Raw genomic sequence first — 21926 nt, forward strand, 5'->3', positions numbered from 1 at the left:
TTCTAGCTCATAGCCGACGAATACTAAAAGACCTTGTAATTACTGATTATTCACATTTAGATTTGACTTTAAATAATACTAATCTAAAAACAACGATCATGAAATTACTTTACTCCATTTTACTATGCTTAACCTTCTTCACAGGTTTTGCTCAAGATGATAATAGTCCGTATTTATTGGTGTCTACCGAAAATGCGTTAATTCCATTAAAATCTTCAAAAACGGCTGTGAATATATCGGGCACTATTGCTCATGTTCAAGTTACACAAGTGTATCAGAATAAAGGAGCTCAGCCTCTAGAAGCTAGATATGTATTTCCACTCTCTACACAAGCTGCAGTACATAAAATGCAAATGACCATTGGCAATAGAATTGTAAATGCTAAAATATTTGAAAAACAAGAAGCCCAAAAGGTATATGAAACTGCGCTGAACGAAGGCAAACGTGCAGCAAAATTAGACCAAGATAGACCCAATGTGTTTAAAATGAACGTTGGTAATATTATGCCTGGCGATGAGATTGCAATAGATATCTATTACACAGAAACATTGATACCTGTAAATGGCGAATATCAATTTGTAGCACCGGCAGTAGTGGGTCCACGATTTAAGGGCGAAAGTTCTAATAATGAAGACAGTTTTAAAATGCCCTATACGGTTAAGGGAATTGCGGACAGTTTTGATTTTGATATCACCGTTACTTTAAATGCGGGTATGATTATTCAGAATATCAATAGCAAAACACATCAGGTCAATGTCAATTATCCAAATGCAAAAACCGTTGAGGTATTTTTATCTGAGGAAAATGAAAATCCTTCTAATAGAGATTTTATCTTGGATTATAACCTTCGTGGAAATCAAATAAATACAGGGATGTTACTATATGAAGGTAAGGATGAAAATTTCTTTACTTATCAAATGGAACCCAACAACAATGTGGTTTTAGATGATATCCCAGCACGTGAGTATTTGTTTATTGTAGATGTATCAGGATCTATGAACGGCTATCCCTTAGAAGTGTCCAGAGAATTGATGCGAAATCTGTTGTGTGGATTACGAATGACAGATACGTTCAACGTTCAATTATTTGCATCTAGCTCCACAGTATTTAGTCCGGTATCGGTAGAAATCAATGAGCAGAACATTGAAGCAGCCATACGCTTTCTGTCCGATGGTCAAGGAGGTGGAGGTACCCGATTACTAAGCGCATTGAATTTTGCTTACAAACTACCAAGAAAGGATATGGGTGTTTCCCGCTCCATGGTCATTATAACCGATGGATATGTTAGTGTTGAAAAAGAAGCTTTCGAGCTTATAGGCAATAACCTTGACCAGGCAAATGTCTTCACTTTTGGAATAGGCTCTAGCGTAAACAGATATTTAATTGAAGGTATGGCTAAAGTATCTAATAGCGAATCATTTATTGCCACTACTTCTGAAGAAGCCCAAGAAGTAGCCAAGGATTTTGAGGTATATATTGCCAAACCTTTAGTAACGCGAATTAAAATTGAATCCAAAGGGTTTGATATGTATGATCTAGCCCAGAAAAGTATACCAGATGTATTTGCGGCAAGACCCGTGTTAATATACGGTAAATACCGTGGAAAAGCCGAAGGGAGAATTATTGTAACCGGCTATCAAGGTAAAAAGCGATTTAGAGAAGTATATAATGTATCTGATGGGCATTTAAGCAAATCGAACAAAGCATTAGGTTACTTGTGGGCAAGAAAAAGAATAGGGGAGTTAGATGATTACAACCAACTATTTAATGAAGATGTAAAAGCTCAGGTAATAGCGTTAGGAGTAAAGTACAATTTACTCACCAATTACACCTCTTTTGTAGCTGTAGATGAAGCAATAGTGAATAAAGACGGAACATTGACCAAAGTAAGACAGCCGTTGCCTATGCCCAATACTGTAAATAATTCGGCAGTAGGTGCAGAAGCTGCGATAAAAGAAAGTAGCAAATTCAATCACACTTTCATCATGAATTTTGAAGAAGATATAGAGAAAAATATAAAAAGAAAATTGACGATGGATTTTAAGGTGATGTATACCCAATTAGTAACCGAATACTTGAAAAAGTATGAAAGCCTACGCTTAAAATTCAATGCGCAAGGTAAAGTTATTAGCGTTGAAAAATTAGAAAATGCTACCTGGACCGTAGATAAGAACATGCAATCGGAATTTGAGAAAATCGAATTAAAGTCTGTCAAAAAAGAATTGACCTTGACTTTAAAAAAAATAGTTAGTTAGTTGGTGTCTCCATTAGGAGAAAAAGACCTGTGAGATTTTTAAAATCTTGCAGGTTTTTCTTTTGCAATAATTCCTAGATAGAACATGTGAAAGTTGAATAATTACGAGTGCTTCAACGAATTCTAGATGAGATGCTACGAATACTAGAATACCACCTAAAACCCTGTATGTCTATAGTAATTTAGAGGTATAGAAACAAAATCACTAAAATAAATATCATGAAAAATTTAATCCTTTTTGCCTTTATACTAGGTGTTTGCGTGACTAACGCACAAGAATTTCAATTAACTGATAAATATAATGTAACTAATCAAAGAAGCATTGGTCAAGAGGAAGAAGACACATGGGCAATAGATGTAGTTGTTACCAATAATCCGGAACATCATTTGGCAACATTAAATATCCAAGATTATGGCTTATTAGATGAAATACGCATCTCGGTTTTATCGAATCCTGGTCTAGAGGACATAACCGAAATATTGAAGATTACCATAGAATACAATACTTGTTGTGCAAGTATAGAAGAGTTTTATTATATGGTAACCAATGATAGCAGTTTCATTGCATTGCTAAGTGTCAAAAATGAGTATGCCTACGAACCTATTTCAGACATCCACTACATTTTTCCAAATCAGCCATTTGGTAAGGAAGGAACCATTCTAAGAGCTGCATTACAATACACAGAAACATATACCATCAAAGACATTAAAGTGCTTCGCAGCATTGCTTGGAACGATGATGATTTTGATGCTGAAGATGCTATAACAGCAATTAATTATTAATAATCCATAAAATTTAGAATTATGAGAAATGTAAAGAAAAGTGCCTTATTCCTATGCTTATTCGCATTGGTAAATGTAATCGCTCAAACAGAGCAAGTTGAGTTTGAAATAATGGACAAAGAAATACCAGTTGAAGAGCTAACATATGAGTATCTACTCGCCCACAAAGTATTTCTTAGAGAAAAGCCATCTGTAAGAAGTAAAAAAGTAACACTTCTAGATATTGGAACCAAAATGGTATTGTGGGAAAAGAGCCTGTACGCCAAAGAAATAGATGGCATAAGTAGTCACTGGTATCGCGTAACAACAGAAAATGAAACCGGTTGGGTTTGGGGAGGAATGATCGCACAAAAATCCTTCGGTAGTATAGCCGACAACCAAGTGAAGTTTGTGTATGGTTATGAAAGTAGTGGCAAAAATGCATCAGGTATTAAAGAAGTAAAATACCAGTTACGTGCCTTTAAAAACGGACAACAATTAGACAAGATGGTTTTGGATAGTCTTTCCGCAATTCCTATACATATAGAAAACCATGGCAGCTTAGGTCTTTTTAATGTAGAAGATGTAATCACGGTAGATTTAGCCGATGCTGACTCTGGCTATCAAGTTGGTAAGAGTTATATATTTTGGAATAATGGAAGATTTAAGAAAGTTGCCAATTTAATTGACTATGCTGACACATCCTATTTAAAGACCGAGTCTTTTGTTTTTCCATCGGATATGCAAGGAGTTAAGAGTACAATTTTATTGAAAACAACCATTACCAAGAATATCAAAACCCTTGATGATGCCTTGGGACAGAACAATGTAGAATTCATTACTACGCCGTATGTATGGAATGGGTCTAAGTTGATAAAAAAGGAAGGGGCTCCCGCAATTTCAAAAGATGCCGTTGTTACTGCTGACTTTTAAAAAAATAAAATGAGCAAGTATAATATCATAGTATTGGTTTGTGTTCTAATGCTAGTCAGTAAGAAGCCGTTTTCGAAAATATTAGAAACGGCTCTTGCTACGCCTTTAAAAATAGAGAACGTAGAAGAATCTATAGTATTTATTGCTGGTTTTGATGAAGGTGATAATACCTACTATACGAATGCTAAAAACTATTTCACAAAAAAGGAAATGAAAATAGTTGAAGGATTATATTCTATTGATGAGATACTGAATTATATAAATAGGGCAGGTGATAGGCAAGTTCGTTTTAAAGAAATTCATGTGGTTAATCATAGTAATGCTTGGTTAGGTATGTCCTTAAAGACAACAAATTCTGGTGAGCGAATAACTGTCAAGACCTTACAAATTGCTATTCAGGAAAATAGGATTCAGGCAATTAAGAACGGTGCGACTTCAGATTCAAAAATTATATTTCATTCCTGTGGTTTAGGAGAAAATCAAGATTTGTTGCAAGAACTAAAAATCACTTTTGGTGCAAAACAAGTGTATGCATCTGCTTATTTTAATGTATTCGGGGGTAAATATGCAGACCATTATTTAGCGAAACCGTATTACGGATATTACCCTACCGCAGAATCTCAAGGACCTGATTATCTTGCGAAAGGTTTTGAATTTGATTACCCAGATGTAAATATCGATTGGTTTACTGCGTTAAAAACGAGACAAGAATCTTCCTTCGGTAAAGCCTATAGTTTCAAATTTAATATACCGATAGATTGGGAGTTTACTTTTGATTCTGTTAATGATATGCCTAATTTGAAAGATAAAGATGCAATTATGGATTGGATATCAGAATCTCCAGAAATGGCTGAGGTGCTGTTTAAATTGAACATTCCCATTGAGAAATTCCGTTGGAGGAGCTCTATTCTAGGCAATAAATTAATAATAAAAGGAAAAACAACGGTACTCTGTGTATTGGCACCTATTTTGCAGTCTAATGGTGGCAGTGAGTATCAAAATATAACCATACAAGACAGCTCTTTATATCAAATATTATAGTCATTATAGCGTTAACTAATTACTTAAAATAGTATCCATATTTGAATGTACTTTTTAAATACTTTTTATGCTTCTGTTGTTTCTTAGGAACAATGCAATTGATTGCGCAAAACAGTCAGTTAAGGGCATACACTATTGAAGATGGTTTGCCCCAGTCTAAAGTATATGATATTGTACAAGATGAAATGGGCTACTTGTGGTTAGGAACTCAAGGTGGCGGATTGGCAAATTTTGACGGAAATACATTTGAAGTATGGAATGAAAATAATGGTTTACTATCCAACTACATTGATGCCTTATACACATCTAACGATTCGCTTTTTGTTGGGAGTAGAAAAGGACTTTCTATAAAAGTCAAGAACCGTTTTGTCAATTTGGAATCTCCTCAAATACTTCAATTCTATTCCGTAGAAAACGTTCTATTCATAGGAACCAAAAACGGAGTATATAGCTATTCTAAAAATAAAGAACTTCAGAAAATCACCATCAACCCAGCGATAGATGGGAGTGAAATCAATTCCATACTTTTTGATGGTAATTATTATTGGTTGGCAACCAATAACGCCTTATGGAAACTTAATGAATTAAGTGGATCTGCCACTGAAAAAACTAAGGTTGAGGTTAATAATTTTAAGTCCGTCTTAGCACATAACAACAAGATACTTGCAGCAACTTTTGATGACGGGGTTTTTATAATGGACCAAGAAAACATTGATGATCAGTTTTTAATGCCAGAACCGTCACGTATAAATTCGATGTCAATTCAAAATGAAAATGAGTTATGGATAGCTACTGATAACGAAGGAATTACGATTGTAGAGACCAATAAATTTTCCGAGATAAAACGTTTGAATACCTCTAGTGGATTAGCAACTCCGCATATAAGAAAGGTTATAAATGATGACAATGGCAACCTTTGGATTGCAACTTCTGGTGGCGGATTCTATAAATATTTTCAGAATAATTTTAAGCATTATGACCAACGAACAGGTTTAAAAGGCAATCGTATTTATGCGGTTCATAATGCCCCAGACGGACTATGGTTTTCTAGTTCAGAAGCTGGTTTATCAAAAATTGATTCTGCGGGTATTCATCCCTTACCAAACGACGGTTCCTTTTTCGATGTAAAAATTAAGACGATTACCAGTGACACCAATGGCAATATTTGGGCTGGTTCAGATAATAGAGGCATGCTTTTTAGAGAGACTAAGATGGTCGATAGCTTAGTGTTCTCATCTAGCGAAACCTATTTAATACAAATTGATACCGTTTCGGTAGAAAAGACTAGCAATCATATTATTGATGAAAGCAAAGGCTTTCCTTCAGATTGGGTTCGTTCTGTAATTGCCGAAGATGATTACACTTGGGCAGCAACATATGCTCAAGGTATCGTAAAATTTAATTACTATTCAGATAACGATAGTTTAGTAGTTAGAAAGGCATTTACAAAGCGAGATGGTATTTCAGACATGCTGATGAGAGTCTTTGTAAAAGACAATAATGGTAGGTTTTGGTACGCAACTCAAAACGGATATCTAGGTTATATTGAGAATAATAAAGTTACAGCTGTTGAAACAGGTCTGGAACAGCAAACTTCTATTGGAACTATTCTTTTTGACAAACAGAACATCTATCTAGGTACTTCAGGTAAAGGTATTTGGTTTGAAAATAGTAGTAATCCGACAAATTTCCAACAACTTAAGGGAGCTAAAAACTTATCATCAAATAACATTTACCAACTCATTTTTGATGACCAAGGATATTTGTGGGCAGGTTCTGAGCGAGGAGTCGATAAAATAGAATTAAATCCTACTAACGAGATTGTAGACGTTGATCACTTTGGCAGAAATGACGGTTTTTTAGGAATAGAAACGTGCTTAAATGCCGTAGATAAGGATGACCAAGGTAACCTTTGGTTCGGGGCTATTTATGGTTTGACCAAGCATATACCAACTGAAAGCAAGAAAGCGTCATTGCCTCCAACAGTTTATTTTACAGGAGTAGAGGAACGTTATAAAAAAATAGATTCCTTAGTTTTAAAAGACTGGACAAATAGTAATAAAATACTTCAGCTTACTCCAGAACAAACGCAATTAGGTTTTTCATTTAGAACGGTAGATCTAGACCACCCAAATGAAATTGGATATAGAACAAGATTGGATGAAACGGAGTGGAGCCCGTGGGTAAAAGAGAACAAGCAAAATTACGCAGGTCTGGCGTATGGTCCACATAATTTTTCGGTGCAATCTAGAAACTTCAGATGGCAAGAAAGTAAACCGATAAAATTCAGTTTTTTTATTGATAGTCCGCTGTATCAGAAAGATTGGTTTCAATGGTCGGTTTTAGCATTGGCGATTTTGATATTGTTAGGTTTTGGTCTGTTTTATATCCGTAAAATAAAAGCAAAAAATAAAGTGGAACAAGAGCGATTGAAAACGCAGCATTACCTGCTTACCTTAGAACAGAAAGCACTTCAGTTACAAATGAATCCGCATTTTATATTTAATGTTTTGAATGGCGTTAAAGCTATGGCAGGTAACAAGCCAGAAAAGATGGATGCTACTATCAATAGTTTTGCTATTCTATTAAGGGAAACGCTTCAGAATTCAAGAAAGGGACATATCAGTTTAGCCCAAGAAATTAAAGCGTTACGGCATTATGTAGAAGTGGAGCAGTTAATGGCGCAGAAACCTTTTGAATACAATTTTAATATACAAACAACCCCTGATGCAGAAGAGATTTTGATACCGCCTATGTTAATTCAACCATTTGTAGAAAATGCCATACGACATGGAATTTTAAAAGGCGATAAACCGGGCAAGCTTGAAATAGGTTTCAGCACTGACGAAACGCATTTGCATTGTAATATAATTGATAACGGATTAGGTATTTTTAAATCTCAAGATGAAAAGCCAAAAACAGACCATCAATCTATGGCATTGACAGTGACCAAAGAACGTTTAGAATCTATTGCAGGTAAAAATATCTTGTATATCGGTGAAATCAAAAATGAAAACGGTAGTATTGCTGGTACCAAGATTACCTTTAAAATACCTTTACTAACAGATTATTAAAGACCTATGCCCACAGCGATAATAGTAGAAGATATGATTGATGCATTAACCCTTTTAAAGAAGGATATAGAGACGCAGCATACAGATATTGAAATTATCGCAACGGCGCAGAGTGTAGTGGAAGCTGCCAAGGTGCTTCGTAAAAATCAACCGGACATCTTGTTCTTGGATATCATGCTGGGTGATGGTACAGGGTTTGATATTTTAGAGATTTTCCCAGATTTAAAATCCAAAATCATTTTTGTAACCGCAAGTGATGAGTTTGCCATACGTGCTTTTAAGTTTGCTGCTATCGACTATGTATTAAAACCGTATTCGAACGAAGATTTAAGCTTAGCTATTTCACGCGCAAAGGAACAACTACAGCCTAATAAAGAACGACTTCAGATTTTAAAGGAAACCATTTCTGCACCGGAGAAAAAACCCAATAAGATATCATTACATACCTTAGATCAAATTATCATTGTCAGTTTAGATGATATTATACGTTGTGAGTCTGATAGTAATAATACTATTTTTCACCTTCAAGATAAGCGTAAGATATTCGTAACAAAGACCTTAAAGTACTTTGCAGAGCTTTTAAGTAGTCACGATTTTATACGAGTGCATCAAAGTCATTTAGTAAATCTTCAATGCATAAGTGCCTATATAAAAACCGATGGTGGTTATTTAATGCTCAAGAACGGAGAGAATGTACCCGTTTCGGTTCGAAAAAAAACCGAGATTATTGAGATTTTGGATAAAATGCATCGGTAAAGTAAAAATTGAGATTTACATCTTCAAATACTCAATTAAAGAATTTCTATTCTGGTTATGGAATAAACAGAAAATACTGTTGCCATTTTTAGGTTATTCATAAAAAGACCATAATAAGTTATATTTTATGTTAAGGTTAACATAATTGTTAAAAAACCCTTTCTATTTTTAGAGGGCTGTAATTATAATCACAAATTTTGTGATTATAAGATTGTAAAAAATAATCTGATTAATTGCAGTAGTTTTCTTGTAAAAACTTGAATAGTTGCAAACCAAGTTTATACGAACGTAATATTCTTAGAATACGATATATGTAATGGTTAGATATGCCTATGGTAGATATAACCTTAAAAAACCAATTTAAAACTAACAGATGAAAAGAAGAGATTTTGTACAGTACGCCGGGTTGGGTGCCGGAGCACTAATGATGCCGTCATTATTGCTAGGAAATGACATCCCGACGGAAGCTTTACTAGAACCGGGTATGGATGCCCTAGTGAAAAAGAGAATGGCAGATGTAGCCTTAAATACGGCGAAATCTTTAGGGGCAACCTATGCAGATGCTAGAATAGGTCGGTATTTAAATCAATATGTTTTTACTAGGGAAGATAAAGTACAAAATGTAGTCAATACAGAATCTTTCGGTGTTGGTATCCGTGTCATTGCAAATGGTACTTGGGGTTTTGCCTCAACCAATAGTGTTACAGAAGACGGAATTAAAAAAGCAACGGAACAAGCAGTGGCAATTGCGAAGGCAAATTCAAAAATACAAACAGATCCAGTTCAACTTGCACCAGTAAACGCTTATGGCGAAGTTTCTTGGAAAACGCCGATTACTAAAGACTTTAAAGAGGTACCTGTTTCTGAAAAAGTAGACTTATTATTGACTGCTAACGCCGCTGCTTTGGATAATGGTGCTGATTATGTGAACTCAGCCTTATTCATGGTAAACGAGCAAAAATATTTTGCTTCTACCGACGGTTCTTACATAGATCAAGATATACATAGGTTATGGCCAACATTTAGGGTAACTGCAATAGATAAGGCTAAAGGTAACTTTAAGACCAGAGAGAACATGAGTGCCCCTGTAGGTATGGGGTATGAATATATGGACGGTCTAGAATCTGAAAAATTAGAAGGTCCTGCTGGCTTACGATTGTATAGAAATAGTTATGATATGGTAGAAGATGCTACCATTGCTGCAAAACAGGCCAAAGAAAAATTAACCGCCAAATCGGTTGATGCTGGTAAATATGATCTAGTATTAGAGCCAAATCATTTAGGATTAACAATTCATGAATCTGTTGGTCACCCATTAGAATTGGATCGTGTATTGGGTTACGAAGCCAATTACGCGGGTACCAGTTTCGCCTCTTTGGATAAACTTAAATCTGGTAATTTTAAATATGGTAGTGATATCGTAAACCTTGTTGCCGATAAAACTCAAGTAGGTTCATTAGGTGCTGTTGGGTTTGACGATGAAGGTGTTAAGACCAAGAAATGGGATTTGGTTAGAAATGGTGTTTTAACCAATTTCCAAGCTATACGGGATCAAGTACATATGATCGACCAAAACGAATCTCATGGATGTTGTTATGCACAAAGTTGGGATGATGTTCAGTTTCAACGTATGCCAAATGTATCTTTAGAACCAGGAAAGGAAAAGTATTCCATTTCTGAGATGATCAAAGATGTAGAGAAGGGAATTTATATCGCTGGTCGTGGATCTTATTCAATTGATCAACAACGTTATAATTTCCAATTTGGTGGTACTGTGTTTTATGAAATTAAAAATGGTGAAATTGTAGGTATGTTAGAAGATGTGGCTTACCAATCCAATACCCAAGAATTTTGGAATTCATGTGTTAAGATTTGCGATGAAAGTGATTACCGATTATTTGGTACTTTCTTTGACGGTAAAGGACAGCCTTCTCAGGCGAGTGCCGTATCTCACGGTAGTTCTACCGCTAGGTTCAATGATGTAAACGTAATAAACACAGGTAGAACTATTTAATTAGGTTCACCCAAAAACAGAACAACAATGGCAATTTATACAAAAGAAGAAGCAAGAAAAATTTTGGAGAAGGCATTAAGCTTTTCCAAAGCCGATACCTGTGAAATAAATTTAAACGGCTACAATAGCGGTAATATAAGGTACGCTCGTAATACAGTATCTACATCTGGGTACAGTTCTAATCAAAGCTTGGCGGTACAATCTAGTTTTGGTAAAAAATCAGGTACTGCAACTATAGATGAATTCGATGATGCATCATTGGAAAAGGTGGTAAGAAGAGCTGAGGAATTGGCAAATCTGTCACCTGAGAATTCTGAGTTTATGGAGCCTTTAGGTCCACAGATGTATGATGAATCTATAAGTTTTAGTGAATCAACGGCAAGCATATCGCCAGAATACAGGGCCGAGGTAGCCAGTAGTAGTATTGTGCCAGCAGCAGCTAAAGATGTTACCGCTGCAGGATTTTTAAATGATTCTGCCGGCTTTAGTGCCATGATCAATTCTAAGGGACTTTTTGCCTATAACAAATCAACCGACGTAGATTTTACTGTGACTATGCGTACCAATGATGGTACAGGTTCAGGATGGGTATCAAGGGATTTTAACGATGTCACTAAGTTTGATGCAGATGAGGCTGCGAAAACGGCAATCGATAAAGCTGTAATGTCTAGAGAGGCAAAAGCAATTGAGCCGGGTAAGTACACCGTTATTTTAGAACCTGCAGCTTCATCTGATCTATTACGAAATATGTTCAGGTCTTTAGACGCACGTTCGGCCGATGAGGGTAGAAGCTTTATGTCTGGCGCTGATGGTACGAATAAATTAGGAGAGAAAATTGTAGATGAACGTGTAAGTATTTGGTCAGATCCTTTGAATCCTGAAGTACCGACATCTACTTGGAATGGAGAAGGGCAACCCTTAAAAAAAACAACTTGGTTAGAAAACGGAGTGGTTAAAAATTTGGCATATGATAGGTTTTGGGCAAAGGAAAAAGGAGTTGATCCTGTTCCTTTTCCATCGAACGTAATAATGGCAGGTGGTGATGCTAGCTTAGAGGAGTTGATTAAGAGCACCAAAAAAGGAATTTTGGTTACTCGTTTATGGTATATACGTAGCGTTGACCCACAAACCTTACTGTATACAGGACTTACAAGAGACGGAACTTTTTATATTGAAAACGGAGAAATTAAATACCCAGTAAAAAACTTCAGGTTTAATGAGAGTCCAATCATCATGTTGAATAATTTGGAAACCCTTGGTAAGCAAGTACGTATCAATGGTAATTTAATACCATATATGAAGGTTCGTGACTTTACGTTCACCAGTCTTTCCGATGCGGTATAAATGATATTTTGAATCTTTAAACTGGTTGTTTGTGATCTTTCACGACAACCAGTTTTCTTTTTGCAGCTGAATTTTAAATAAGTTTTTCACTATTGAGCAATGAATTTTTCTTTACAAGATTACAGTATGAATCCGGAGATTGGGATGTAGATCAGCGCATGCCTTCCAATTTGTTAAATTCGTTAGTGGAATACACCACATTAAAAGTAGATCCACAAGAAAAGATAATAACCCTAGCTAGCGATGATATTTTTAAGAGTCCGTTTTGTTATATATCCGGACACAAACTAGTAGAGTTTACCAAAAAGGAAAAAGAGAATTTCGAGAAGTATATCCGCAATGGAGGCTTCGTTTTTGCCGATGATTGCAATCACGATATTGACGGACTCTTCGCCAAGTCCTTTGAGCGCCAAATGGAAGAAATATTTGGTCCTTCCGAATTAAAAAAAATTCCTAACGACCACGAAATATATTCTATTTTCTTTGATTTCGAAGATGGTCCACCAACCACATCACAAGAATTAAATGGTTGGGGAGACGACTTGGTACACGATTATTTGAAAGCAATAGAAATCAATGGCAGAGTAGGAGTACTCTATAGTAATAAGGACTACGGCTGCGAATGGGATTACGATTTTAGAAACAAACGTTGGTACAAAATAGACAATACACGGTTTGGGGTTAATATAGTATTATATGCCCTTACCTCATAAACATATTTGAATGGATAAAGAATTACAACGCATAGCAGATGAGGTAGAAATGCTTTCCGATAAGTTGAAAGCCTTAAAGCAAGAAATAGGAAAGGTAATTATTGGGCAAGAAGAAACGGTATCTCAATTACTGATTACATTTTTAGCTGGTGGTCATGCCTTATTAGAAGGAGTGCCCGGTTTAGCAAAAACTCTAATGATCAGGACCTTGGCAAATGCTATAGATTTAAAATTCAAACGAATTCAGTTTACGCCAGATTTAATGCCTTCGGATATTATAGGTACAGAGATTTTAGAGGAAGACCATACCACAGGAAAGAAGTTTTTCAAGTTCAACAAGGGTCCCATTTTTTCGAATATTATTCTGGCAGATGAAATAAACCGTACACCACCAAAAACACAAGCTGCTTTATTAGAAGCTATGCAAGAATTTGAGGTTACTTATGGGGATAAAACCTATCCGTTAGATAAACCTTTCTTTATTTTGGCTACCCAAAATCCCATAGAACAATCAGGAACCTTTGTTTTACCGGAAGCACAGCAAGACCGTTTCTTACTGTACATTAAAATAGGATACCCAACAAAACAAGATGAAGAAGCAATTTTAAAAGCGACTACAGGCGCCGTAAAAAGAAAGTTGAATAAAGTCATATCTGGTGACGATATCGTTAGATTACAGCAATTGGTTCGTGAAGTTTCCATTAGTGATGCATTGATCAGTTTTGTTAGTGATATCATTCGTGCTACACGACCAGAAACGACTATGGATTCTTATGTGAAAGACTGGGTAGATTGGGGCGCAGGTCCGCGTGCAGGTCAAGCAATGATCTTAACGGCAAAGGCTAATGCCTTGTTAGAAGGTAGGTTAGCCGTCACTTTAAATGACATTAAAAGTGTGGCATTACCAGTGCTTCGTCATCGAGTTTTGGTCAATTTCAGGGCAGAGTCAGAAGGGATAACTTCAGATAAAGTTGCAACTCATTTATTGAATGTCATTGAACTAAAAGGCAAGTAAACAATCTCGGGGAAAGCCCGCGAGGTATTAAATTATAAGTTTAATTTAGATTTCGGCGCAAGCGTCGAATCATTTAAATCTCTATTATCGAGTAAATGGCACAACAGGACTATCACGATTTATTAAAACCAGAAGTCATCAACACCGTTTCGGGGTTATCATTGATATCTCGAATAGTGGTTGAAGGCTTTACTTCAGGTTTAAATAGAAGTGTAAGCGTTGGTCCTGGAATGGAATTTAGTCAATATCGCGGCTATGAACCTGGTGATGATTTAAGGCTATTAGATTGGAAAATGCTGGCACGTTCCGGTCGGTATTATATCAAGCAATCAGAGATAGAAAGTCAGGTCACCATTAAATTTATAATCGATTCAAGTGCTTCAATGCTGCATAAAGAAGCGGATTTATCCAAAATGGACTTTGTTCGTGTTCTCGTGGCAACATTGGCGTATATGGCTCATAAACAGGGAGACGCTGTTGGATTATTCGCTCTAAATGAAACGGATGTCCTTAGTATTTATCCAAAGGCAGACAAGAAGCATTACAATAGACTGTTGTTAGAACTGATTAATCTTTCAAATACCGGGAAATGGCCGGAAACCCATATTTCTGATAAGCGAATACCCAATAGAGGTGGAAAAGAATTGATTTTTTTCCTGACGGATATGTACGAATCGAATACGGAAATTTCAAATTTTATAAAAGGATTGAAATCTTCCCGAAATGAAGTTGTTGTACTCCAGATTATGGGAGCTGCAGAAATGGATTTCAATTATGCATCAAATATAACTTTTGAAGATTGGGAGACAGGAGCACGGGTAAAGGTAGATACCGAAAATGCCAAAATCGAATATTTAGCTACCCTTGAAAACCGATTGAAAAAGATTAAGGAAGAGTTACTCTCAAACGGAATTGATCATCATGTCTTTCGTATGGATGCCCATTTAGGTGAAGCGCTTCAATTATTTTTAAAACAACGTAAAAGACTCAACTAATATGTCATTTGCACATCCTTTGTATTTATGGGCTTTATTGGGACTATCTGTGCCAATAGCTATCCATTTATGGAGTAAGAAGGAGGCGAAGACTATTAAAATAGGGAGTGTTCAGCTGTTATCAGAATCAAAATCAAAACAATCGAGTAGTATTCAATTAAATGAGTTTTGGCTATTGCTCATAAGAATGCTTATCATAAGCGTATTGACATTTGTTTTGGCAAAACCTAAATGGAATTCAAGAACTAATACTTCTTCGTTAACCTATTTAGTAGAACCAGAACTAAGTCAAAATAAGAATTTCATGGCTCGGTTAGATAGTCTTGTCGACGGACAAGAAATACGTCTTTTCAAAAAAGGGTTTCCCATTTGGGAGTATGATAAGTACAATTCACAAGTTGAAATAATGCCAGATTATTGGTCTTTAGCATCGGAAACGGATATGCTAAAAACGGATAGTATTGTTGTTTTTACAAATGGATATGCTAAGGGAGTAAGAGGTGCACGACCAGAAACCAATCATCAAATTAAATGGGTGGTAATTGATTCGCCACAAACGGTAGATATGCCATTGATTGCGTATCAAAATGAAAAGGATGTGCAATTATTCTCAGCTGTTGGTACATCGAATAAAGTTGAGGTTTATAGATCGCCAATTACACTTGGTTCTGAATACGTATTAAATTCTACTGGGGACAGCCTTAGGATAAATGATAAGGAAAATGCAGGCAAGGTGCCACTTGTTATTCAAAAACCAATAGAAATAGCCATTTTTTATACAGATAGTTTAGCGAATGATAAAAGATATTTTGAGGCTGCATTTGCGACACTAGAAGAATATCTTGATCGAGAAATAAATGTAGAAAGCAAGCTAGATACAGTTGTGTCAAAAAAGATGCCAAGCGATTTAACGATTTGGCTAAGTGAAAAACCTGTACCAGATTCTTTTAATAGGTTATTGGTTTATAAAAAGGATTCCGTAGCAAATTCCCTAATTGAAGAAGATTCAGAAGCGAACACCTTTGTTTTGACAAAAAGAATCAGTGCTGAGAATGCCATGGAACAACGGTTGGTAGAAAATTTATTGAACATTTTAGATGTCAATACTGAGTTGGATGAATTAGTTTCTGAAGCAGACATTCGCCAAGTAACAGAAACCGAATTACAAACGAATTTTAAGAAGAGTACTGCAAAGACACCTCAATTGGTGAGTTTTAATTTACTTCCCTATTTATGGGTGTTGTTATTTGCCTTGTTACTAGTTGAACGCCTAGTGGCTTATTTAAGAAAACAGTAATGGAATTGGGCAAACAACATTTGATGAAATTCAACCAACGGTGGCAACTGTTAGGGTATCTAGAAGTGTTTTTATACGCTTTAGGTGTTGGTTTGTTCGCTTATTTCTTAGCCAGTAATATTTTGATTGCATTGGCGGTTTTTACACTTGCTTTATTACTACTACTTTTAATAAAACACCCATGGTCTCACAATTTAAATACTACCAGTTCATATATCGATGCACATGTAGCCGAAGCTTCGTTTAGCACCGGACTTTTATTACAGCCAGAAGAATCATTATCCAACCTTGCCAGGTTACAACGATATAAAGTATCTCACGAACTTAAGACAAGATTAGGTGCCATTAATCCTCCCAATAAGATAAAGCAAGCCAGTGCAGTTTTAGTTGTCCTAGTAGTTGTCGGGTTTTTATTAAGTAAGCTAGGGTTGTTCAGTGGAGTAGATGATGTTTTCAATTCTAATTCAAATCAAGAGCATATTCAATTTGTAGCTACAGATACTCTTGCAATAGAATTGGTACTACCAAAAATAACGGAGCAGGTTATTACGGTTTCCTATCCAGCATATACGCGTCTAGGTCATAAAACCACGGCTGAGCCTAATGTAAAAGCTGTAGTGAATTCTAAAATTGATTGGAGGCTACAATTCGATAATCCGGTTTCAAGTGTTTTTATGGAGCGCATGGGCGAATCATTCCCGTTACAAAAGGTTGATGATGGGTACACCATTCGTCAATCACTTAAAGAATCGGGGTTTTACAGTTTTAAATTCAAGAATGAAGATGGAGTTGAATTTACCTCTGATTTGTTTTCCTTAGAAGCCATACCTGACAATACACCTGAAATAGAAATTTTAGGTTTGGAACAATACACCTATTTTGATTTTTTAGATACTAAGAAGATTCAGTTGCAAAGTACGATAACCGATGATTACGGCATAGATGAAGCATACATAATTGCTACGGTGAGTAAAGGGTCGGGAGAATCCGTAAAGTTTAGGGAAGAGAAATTAAATTTTAATGAAGCAATTCAAAAAGGGAAGCGCAACTTAAATGTTACCAAAAACATTGATTTAGATGCCTTGAAAATGGAAGTAGGAGACGAGCTGTATTTCTATATTGAAGCTTACGATGAAAAAGAACCCAAACGGAATGTAGCTCGTAGCGAGACTTATTTTGCTGTCATAAAAGATACGGTAACCGACCAATTCGCAGTAGAAGGTACTTTGGGAGTTGATCAAATGCCCGATTATTTTAGAAGTCAACGTCAGTTGATTATTGATACTGAAAAACTGATAAAGGATAAACCGACGATATCAACCCAAGAATTCAAATCTAGAAGTAACGAACTAGGTTTTGATCAAAAAGCGTTACGATTAAAATACGGTCAATTTATGGGGGATGAATCTGAAATGGCAGAAGCACCAAGTGAGATCGAAACCGATGAAGCAGGTGAGGATCATGATCATGCTGAAGATCAAGAAAATATATTGAAAGAATACTCGCATGACCATGATGGTGATAACGAACATAACCTGGTTCCTTTACAAGAATCTGAAGAAGCGGAAGACCCTTTGCGCGATTACCTTCATAATCATGATGACCCAGAAGAATCCACTTTATTTGAGGAATCCCTGAAAACAAAATTAAGAAAGGCCCTAAGTATTATGTGGGATGCCGAATTGTATTTGCGATTGTATGAGCCTGAAAAATCATTGCCATTTCAATATGATGCTTTGAAATTGATTCAAGAAATAAAAAATAGTGCGCGAATTTATGTGCATAGAATAGGTTTTGACCCACCACCAATAAAGGAAGAAAGCAGGCTAACAGGTTCAATAGATGCTATTGATAATTTTAGGAAGACAGAAAATCTTGAATTGGATCAACCATTTAAATCAATGAATAAAGCGGTAGAGAGGTTAGAAAAACTTATTCAGCAACAAGCTGTTTTTCTAGAGGGTGATAAGGAGGTTTTTGCTAATGCAGGTAATGAGTTGGCAATCTTGGCTATAGAGAATCCAGGTAAGTATTTAGGTGTTCTTCAAGGATTAAAGCAGATTGAAAATAATACGGGGAGAACAATCAGTAATTATAAAACTGTTCAGAAAGGCTTATTGTCCGCTTTACCAAAAACAAAACAAATACCAGGTGCTCGCAATACGTATACCGATGAAATCAATTCATTATTCCTAAAACATTTGGAAACCTATGATTAACAGATTTTCATTTGTACATAATGATGTTTTAATACCGGTTCTTATTGCAGGGCTGGTCTTATTTGCTATTTTTTTCTATAAGGAATGGGTAACTAGAAATCGAAGGAATTTTGTTTTGAATGCGGTTGTGGCATTTGTAACGATTGCCGCATTGGTACTATTGGTGTTAGAACCAACAAAGGAAGTGGAGGTAGATGACCAAAAAGGACTTTTACTAACCGACGGATTTGATGAACAGCAAAATGATAGCCTAGTTTCGCTAAACAAAGGTATAAAAGTGTTGAATTATGATTCTGGAAAATCTATTAGAAATGAACTGGATTCCCTAACCAGTATTTACGTAATAGGGCAGGGCATACCATCATATGATTTTTCGCTATTTAATGATTTGTCTGTAGACTATATTCCAAAGGAAAACCCATCAGGAATCAACCGATTATCATATACAAATCATATTAACTTAGGAGAAAAGGTTGAAATAGTTGGTAGCTATAATCAACCGATAAAGGGGGCATTTTTGGTTTTTGAGGATTCCGGAGGAAATGGGCTGGACTCCATACAATTTGGTGAGAATGGAAATCCTGACTTTTCATTATCGGGTAGCCCTAAAACTAGTGGAACATATGTGTATCAACTAACTGTAAAGGACAGTACTGGGGTTTTATTAGATGGGAATCCTTTACCTATAGAAATTAAAGAAAAGAAACCTTTACGCGTTTTGATTTTGAATAACTTTCCCACTTTCGAAACAAAATATTTAAAGAATTTTTTGGCTGAAGAGGGTCACGAAGTAATTGTTAGAAGTCAACTTACAAAAGGTAAATTTAAGTTTGAATATTTCAATACCAGTAGTTCACCCGTATATGAATTAACCGATGCTGTTTTGAATCAGTTTGATCTCATAATTTCAGATGCAGATACCTATTTTAATTTTAGCGCTAGCCTAAAAAATCGTTTTGAAAAGAATATTCGGGAAAGCGGATTAGGAGTGTTCATTCAACCAAGTGAATTCCTTTTTAATCTTCGTGAAAGTTCATCTTATTTTAAATTTAAACGAGATGCTATAGATGAGGTACAACTACCTAATTCTTCCAATTCCTTAGAGAAATACCCTTATGATTTTGATGAACAATTTTTAGTACAACCCATACTCAAAGGGGACGGTCTTACTATAGCCGCATATAAACAAATGGGTTTGGGGAGAGTAGCAACTACCACAATTTCAAATAGTTATCAGTTATTGTTAAATGGTTCGGATGAAGCTTATAAAAATTGTTGGACCCAAATTTTAGATGCCATTATTAAAAAGAATAATATGGCTGTAGAATGGAAGGCAGTTTCTCACATACCTATAGTAGACGCACCCTTTGATTTTAATCTTTACACAAATTTAAAAGGGTTCTCTATAGTCAATGAAAATGGAGGGCTGGTAGCTACAGTTCAAAAACCTATGATATCTAACAAATATTCTGGTATAATTTATCCAAAGAAAAAAGGTTGGAATACCCTAGAAATCGAAAGTGATAGTACCTCGCAGTTTTCATACTATGTATACGATGATGTAAATTGGAAATCGTTAAGAACTACTGAATCAATAGCGGCAAACCAAAAGCGATTCAAAAATACCCTAAACAAAAACAGGACGGTTACTAATGACCGTCCCATTTCACCAATATCTTTTTACATTCTATTTCTAATAGGAATAGGATGGTTGTGGTTGTCGCCTAAGTTGATAACGGACAAGTAAATTAATGAGGTAATTTGTTTTTTACAACTCCGTATACAAAAGTTCCTAAAAGTGCTCCGGCAATCACCACTAAAATGGAATAATACCCAGCTCCGGCAAGTACATACATAGGTCCAGGGCAAGCACCTGCTAAAGCCCATCCAAGACCAAAAATAATACCTCCGATTAGATAATTGGTGACACCTTTTTTTTTAGGATGTAAATTCATTTCGGTACCTCCAATAGCTTTTATGTTATACTTTTTAATGATTTGCACACCAATTACTCCAATAACAAGTGCAGAACCAATGATACCATACATGTGAAAAGAACCGAATTGAAACATTTCATAAATTCTGAACCAAGAAGCAGCTTCAGATTTATACATAATGATTCCGAAAAATATACCTATAGTCAAATAACTTAAATACTTCATACTAACTAAAAATTAGGGGGAATAAAAGGTGAATCATTACAAGCCCACCTATAAAGAAGCCAATGACGGCAATAAGAGAAGGCAACTGTAAATTACTAAGTCCAGAAATGGCATGACCGCTTGTACAACCACCGGCATATCGGGCACCAAAGCCCACCAAGAATCCGCCTAGAATTAAAATTACAAGTACAAAAGGATTTGTAAGTTGTTCTGATGCGAAAAGTTCAGTTGGTAAATAGGCTTCCCCGGCACTTTCAATTCCGTAATCATTAGAAAGCTGTTGCGCAACTTCCGGATTAATCTTCACGGTATTATCAGACATATATTGGGATGCAATAAATCCCCCGATAATAGCTCCTACAACAACTATTAGGTTCCAACGTTGTGATTTCCAATCAAATTTAAAGTAATCGGAATATTTTCCTGCACCACCAATAGAGCACATCGTTGTTAAGTTAGACGACATGCCAAATTTTTTCCCTGCATAAAGCAGAATAAACATGGTTAAGGCTATTAACGGTCCGGCTACATACCATGGCCATGGGTTATATAATAAATTCATTTTCTAATTAATTCTTGTTCAAAGTGAATTATAAAAGCGCAAAGAAACTGATTCTTTTGCAATCACTATCACATTGGCAAGATATTAACTTACAGGACATACCAACTTTTCAGTAGGGTAATAACCTCAAATCCATACTTTTGTATTCGTAAGATGTTGAATATCAGTAATGTATTGTCCTTAACTTTAAATCAAGTCAAGGACAATACAATTAGATAGAATATCTAGAACAACCTATTTAGGACAAACTAAATGGTAAAAGAGTATTATTTTTTGACTCCTAATTTTATAAGTATAGTTTCCAACAAACACCACTTTGTAAATGCTGACTGTATAAGATTAACTCCTATGAATACTGTAAACCATAACCAGTTGATATTTACATATACCGCTAAGACTACGCTCAGTAAAACCATTATACCTACGATAACTCTAAAATATGTGTTTAGCATTTTGATAATTTTTAAGATTAAATTGATTTTTCAATAGGTACAACAACTGCTTTTATTGGGTTGTTTGTTTCCAACTTTTCATTAAACGTTTTAATAAGTTCAAAAAGCGAATCTATATTTTCGTCTGAGGTGAATGAGAAGAATAAACTTGATTCTACACCTCCTTTTTCACTAGGGAACCAACTTGCTGTACGAACCATAGATGTTAGATTTTTATGTCCATCAATACGACTTTCACTAAAACTTTCAATATTAGCTTTTTTAAATAGCCTAAGAATATCCTTCTCGAATTCTTCTACGACCGTTACAATTAGTAATTTCATTTTATTGATT

General features: G+C 35.6%; 18 protein-coding genes. 14 read left to right on the plus strand and 4 right to left on the minus strand.

Annotation, left to right across the window (positions count from 1 at the left end; genetic code table 11):
* The first annotated feature begins 98 nt into the window (after positions 1–98).
* The 14 genes from BMY56_RS01035 to BMY56_RS01100 all read left to right on the plus strand — a co-directional run bounded on the left by BMY56_RS01035 (position 99) and on the right by BMY56_RS01100 (position 20164).
* Complete coding sequence (locus BMY56_RS01035) at positions 99–2255, plus strand: VIT and vWA domain-containing protein (protein ID WP_091618875.1); 2157 nt, start codon at positions 99–101, stop codon at positions 2253–2255.
* A 218-nt stretch (positions 2256–2473) separates the two neighbouring features.
* Complete coding sequence (locus BMY56_RS01040) at positions 2474–3037, plus strand: hypothetical protein (protein WP_091618878.1); 564 nt, start codon at positions 2474–2476, stop codon at positions 3035–3037.
* A 21-nt stretch (positions 3038–3058) separates the two neighbouring features.
* Entirely contained in the window at positions 3059–3949 is an 891-nt protein-coding gene (locus tag BMY56_RS01045; protein ID WP_091618880.1) for an SH3 domain-containing protein, read from the plus strand.
* 9 nt (positions 3950–3958) lie between these two features.
* Positions 3959–4990 (plus strand): hypothetical protein, encoded by a 1032-nt coding sequence (locus BMY56_RS01050; protein WP_091618882.1) that lies wholly within the window; start codon positions 3959–3961, stop codon positions 4988–4990.
* Between the two features lie 41 nt (positions 4991–5031).
* On the plus strand, positions 5032–8064 hold the full coding sequence (locus tag BMY56_RS01055; RefSeq protein WP_177170897.1) for a sensor histidine kinase: 3033 nt from the start codon (positions 5032–5034) through the stop codon (positions 8062–8064).
* A 6-nt stretch (positions 8065–8070) separates the two neighbouring features.
* Complete coding sequence (locus BMY56_RS01060) at positions 8071–8820, plus strand: LytR/AlgR family response regulator transcription factor (protein WP_091618886.1); 750 nt, start codon at positions 8071–8073, stop codon at positions 8818–8820.
* A 373-nt stretch (positions 8821–9193) separates the two neighbouring features.
* Positions 9194–10834 (plus strand): TldD/PmbA family protein, encoded by a 1641-nt coding sequence (locus tag BMY56_RS01065; RefSeq protein WP_091618888.1) that lies wholly within the window; start codon positions 9194–9196, stop codon positions 10832–10834.
* A 27-nt stretch (positions 10835–10861) separates the two neighbouring features.
* On the plus strand, positions 10862–12178 hold the full coding sequence (locus tag BMY56_RS01070; protein WP_091618890.1) for a TldD/PmbA family protein: 1317 nt from the start codon (positions 10862–10864) through the stop codon (positions 12176–12178).
* A gap of 92 nt (positions 12179–12270) precedes the next feature.
* Positions 12271–12891, plus strand: coding sequence for a DUF4159 domain-containing protein (locus tag BMY56_RS01075; RefSeq protein WP_091618892.1), 621 nt, complete (start codon positions 12271–12273; stop codon positions 12889–12891).
* Positions 12892–12901: 10 nt separating this feature from the next.
* Entirely contained in the window at positions 12902–13906 is a 1005-nt protein-coding gene (locus BMY56_RS01080; protein WP_091618895.1) for an AAA family ATPase, read from the plus strand.
* A 95-nt stretch (positions 13907–14001) separates the two neighbouring features.
* Positions 14002–14901 carry a DUF58 domain-containing protein gene (locus tag BMY56_RS01085; protein ID WP_091618897.1) on the plus strand — a complete coding sequence of 300 codons (900 nt, stop codon included), beginning with the start codon at positions 14002–14004 and terminating at the stop codon, positions 14899–14901.
* A gap of 1 nt (position 14902) precedes the next feature.
* On the plus strand, positions 14903–16198 hold the full coding sequence (locus BMY56_RS01090; RefSeq protein WP_091618899.1) for a BatA domain-containing protein: 1296 nt from the start codon (positions 14903–14905) through the stop codon (positions 16196–16198).
* On the plus strand, positions 16198–18417 hold the full coding sequence (locus tag BMY56_RS01095) for a tryptophan-rich sensory protein (protein WP_091618901.1): 2220 nt from the start codon (positions 16198–16200) through the stop codon (positions 18415–18417). Before BMY56_RS01090 ends, BMY56_RS01095 begins: the two co-directional genes overlap by 1 nt.
* On the plus strand, positions 18410–20164 hold the full coding sequence (locus tag BMY56_RS01100; RefSeq protein ID WP_091618903.1) for a hypothetical protein: 1755 nt from the start codon (positions 18410–18412) through the stop codon (positions 20162–20164). Before BMY56_RS01095 ends, BMY56_RS01100 begins: the two co-directional genes overlap by 8 nt.
* Position 20165: 1 nt before the next feature.
* Here the strand turns inward: BMY56_RS01100 and BMY56_RS01105 are convergent, their stop codons facing one another.
* From BMY56_RS01105 to BMY56_RS01120, 4 genes are all read right to left on the minus strand, one after another.
* A complete protein-coding gene (locus tag BMY56_RS01105) occupies positions 20166–20579 on the minus strand; it encodes a DUF6691 family protein (RefSeq protein WP_091618905.1) in 414 nt (137 codons plus the stop codon).
* A 1-nt stretch (position 20580) separates the two neighbouring features.
* Positions 20581–21141: a YeeE/YedE family protein gene (locus BMY56_RS01110; RefSeq protein WP_091618907.1), complete on the minus strand. Its 561-nt coding sequence runs from the start codon at positions 21139–21141 to the stop codon at positions 20581–20583.
* Between the two features lie 266 nt (positions 21142–21407).
* Positions 21408–21593 (minus strand): YgaP family membrane protein, encoded by a 186-nt coding sequence (locus BMY56_RS01115; protein WP_091618908.1) that lies wholly within the window; start codon positions 21591–21593, stop codon positions 21408–21410.
* A 17-nt stretch (positions 21594–21610) separates the two neighbouring features.
* Entirely contained in the window at positions 21611–21916 is a 306-nt protein-coding gene (locus tag BMY56_RS01120) for a hypothetical protein (protein WP_091618909.1), read from the minus strand.
* Positions 21917–21926 lie beyond the last annotated feature (10 nt).

Origin of the sequence: Maribacter orientalis (genome assembly GCF_900109345.1) — a bacterium.
Lineage (GTDB): Bacteria > Bacteroidota > Bacteroidia > Flavobacteriales > Flavobacteriaceae > Maribacter > Maribacter orientalis.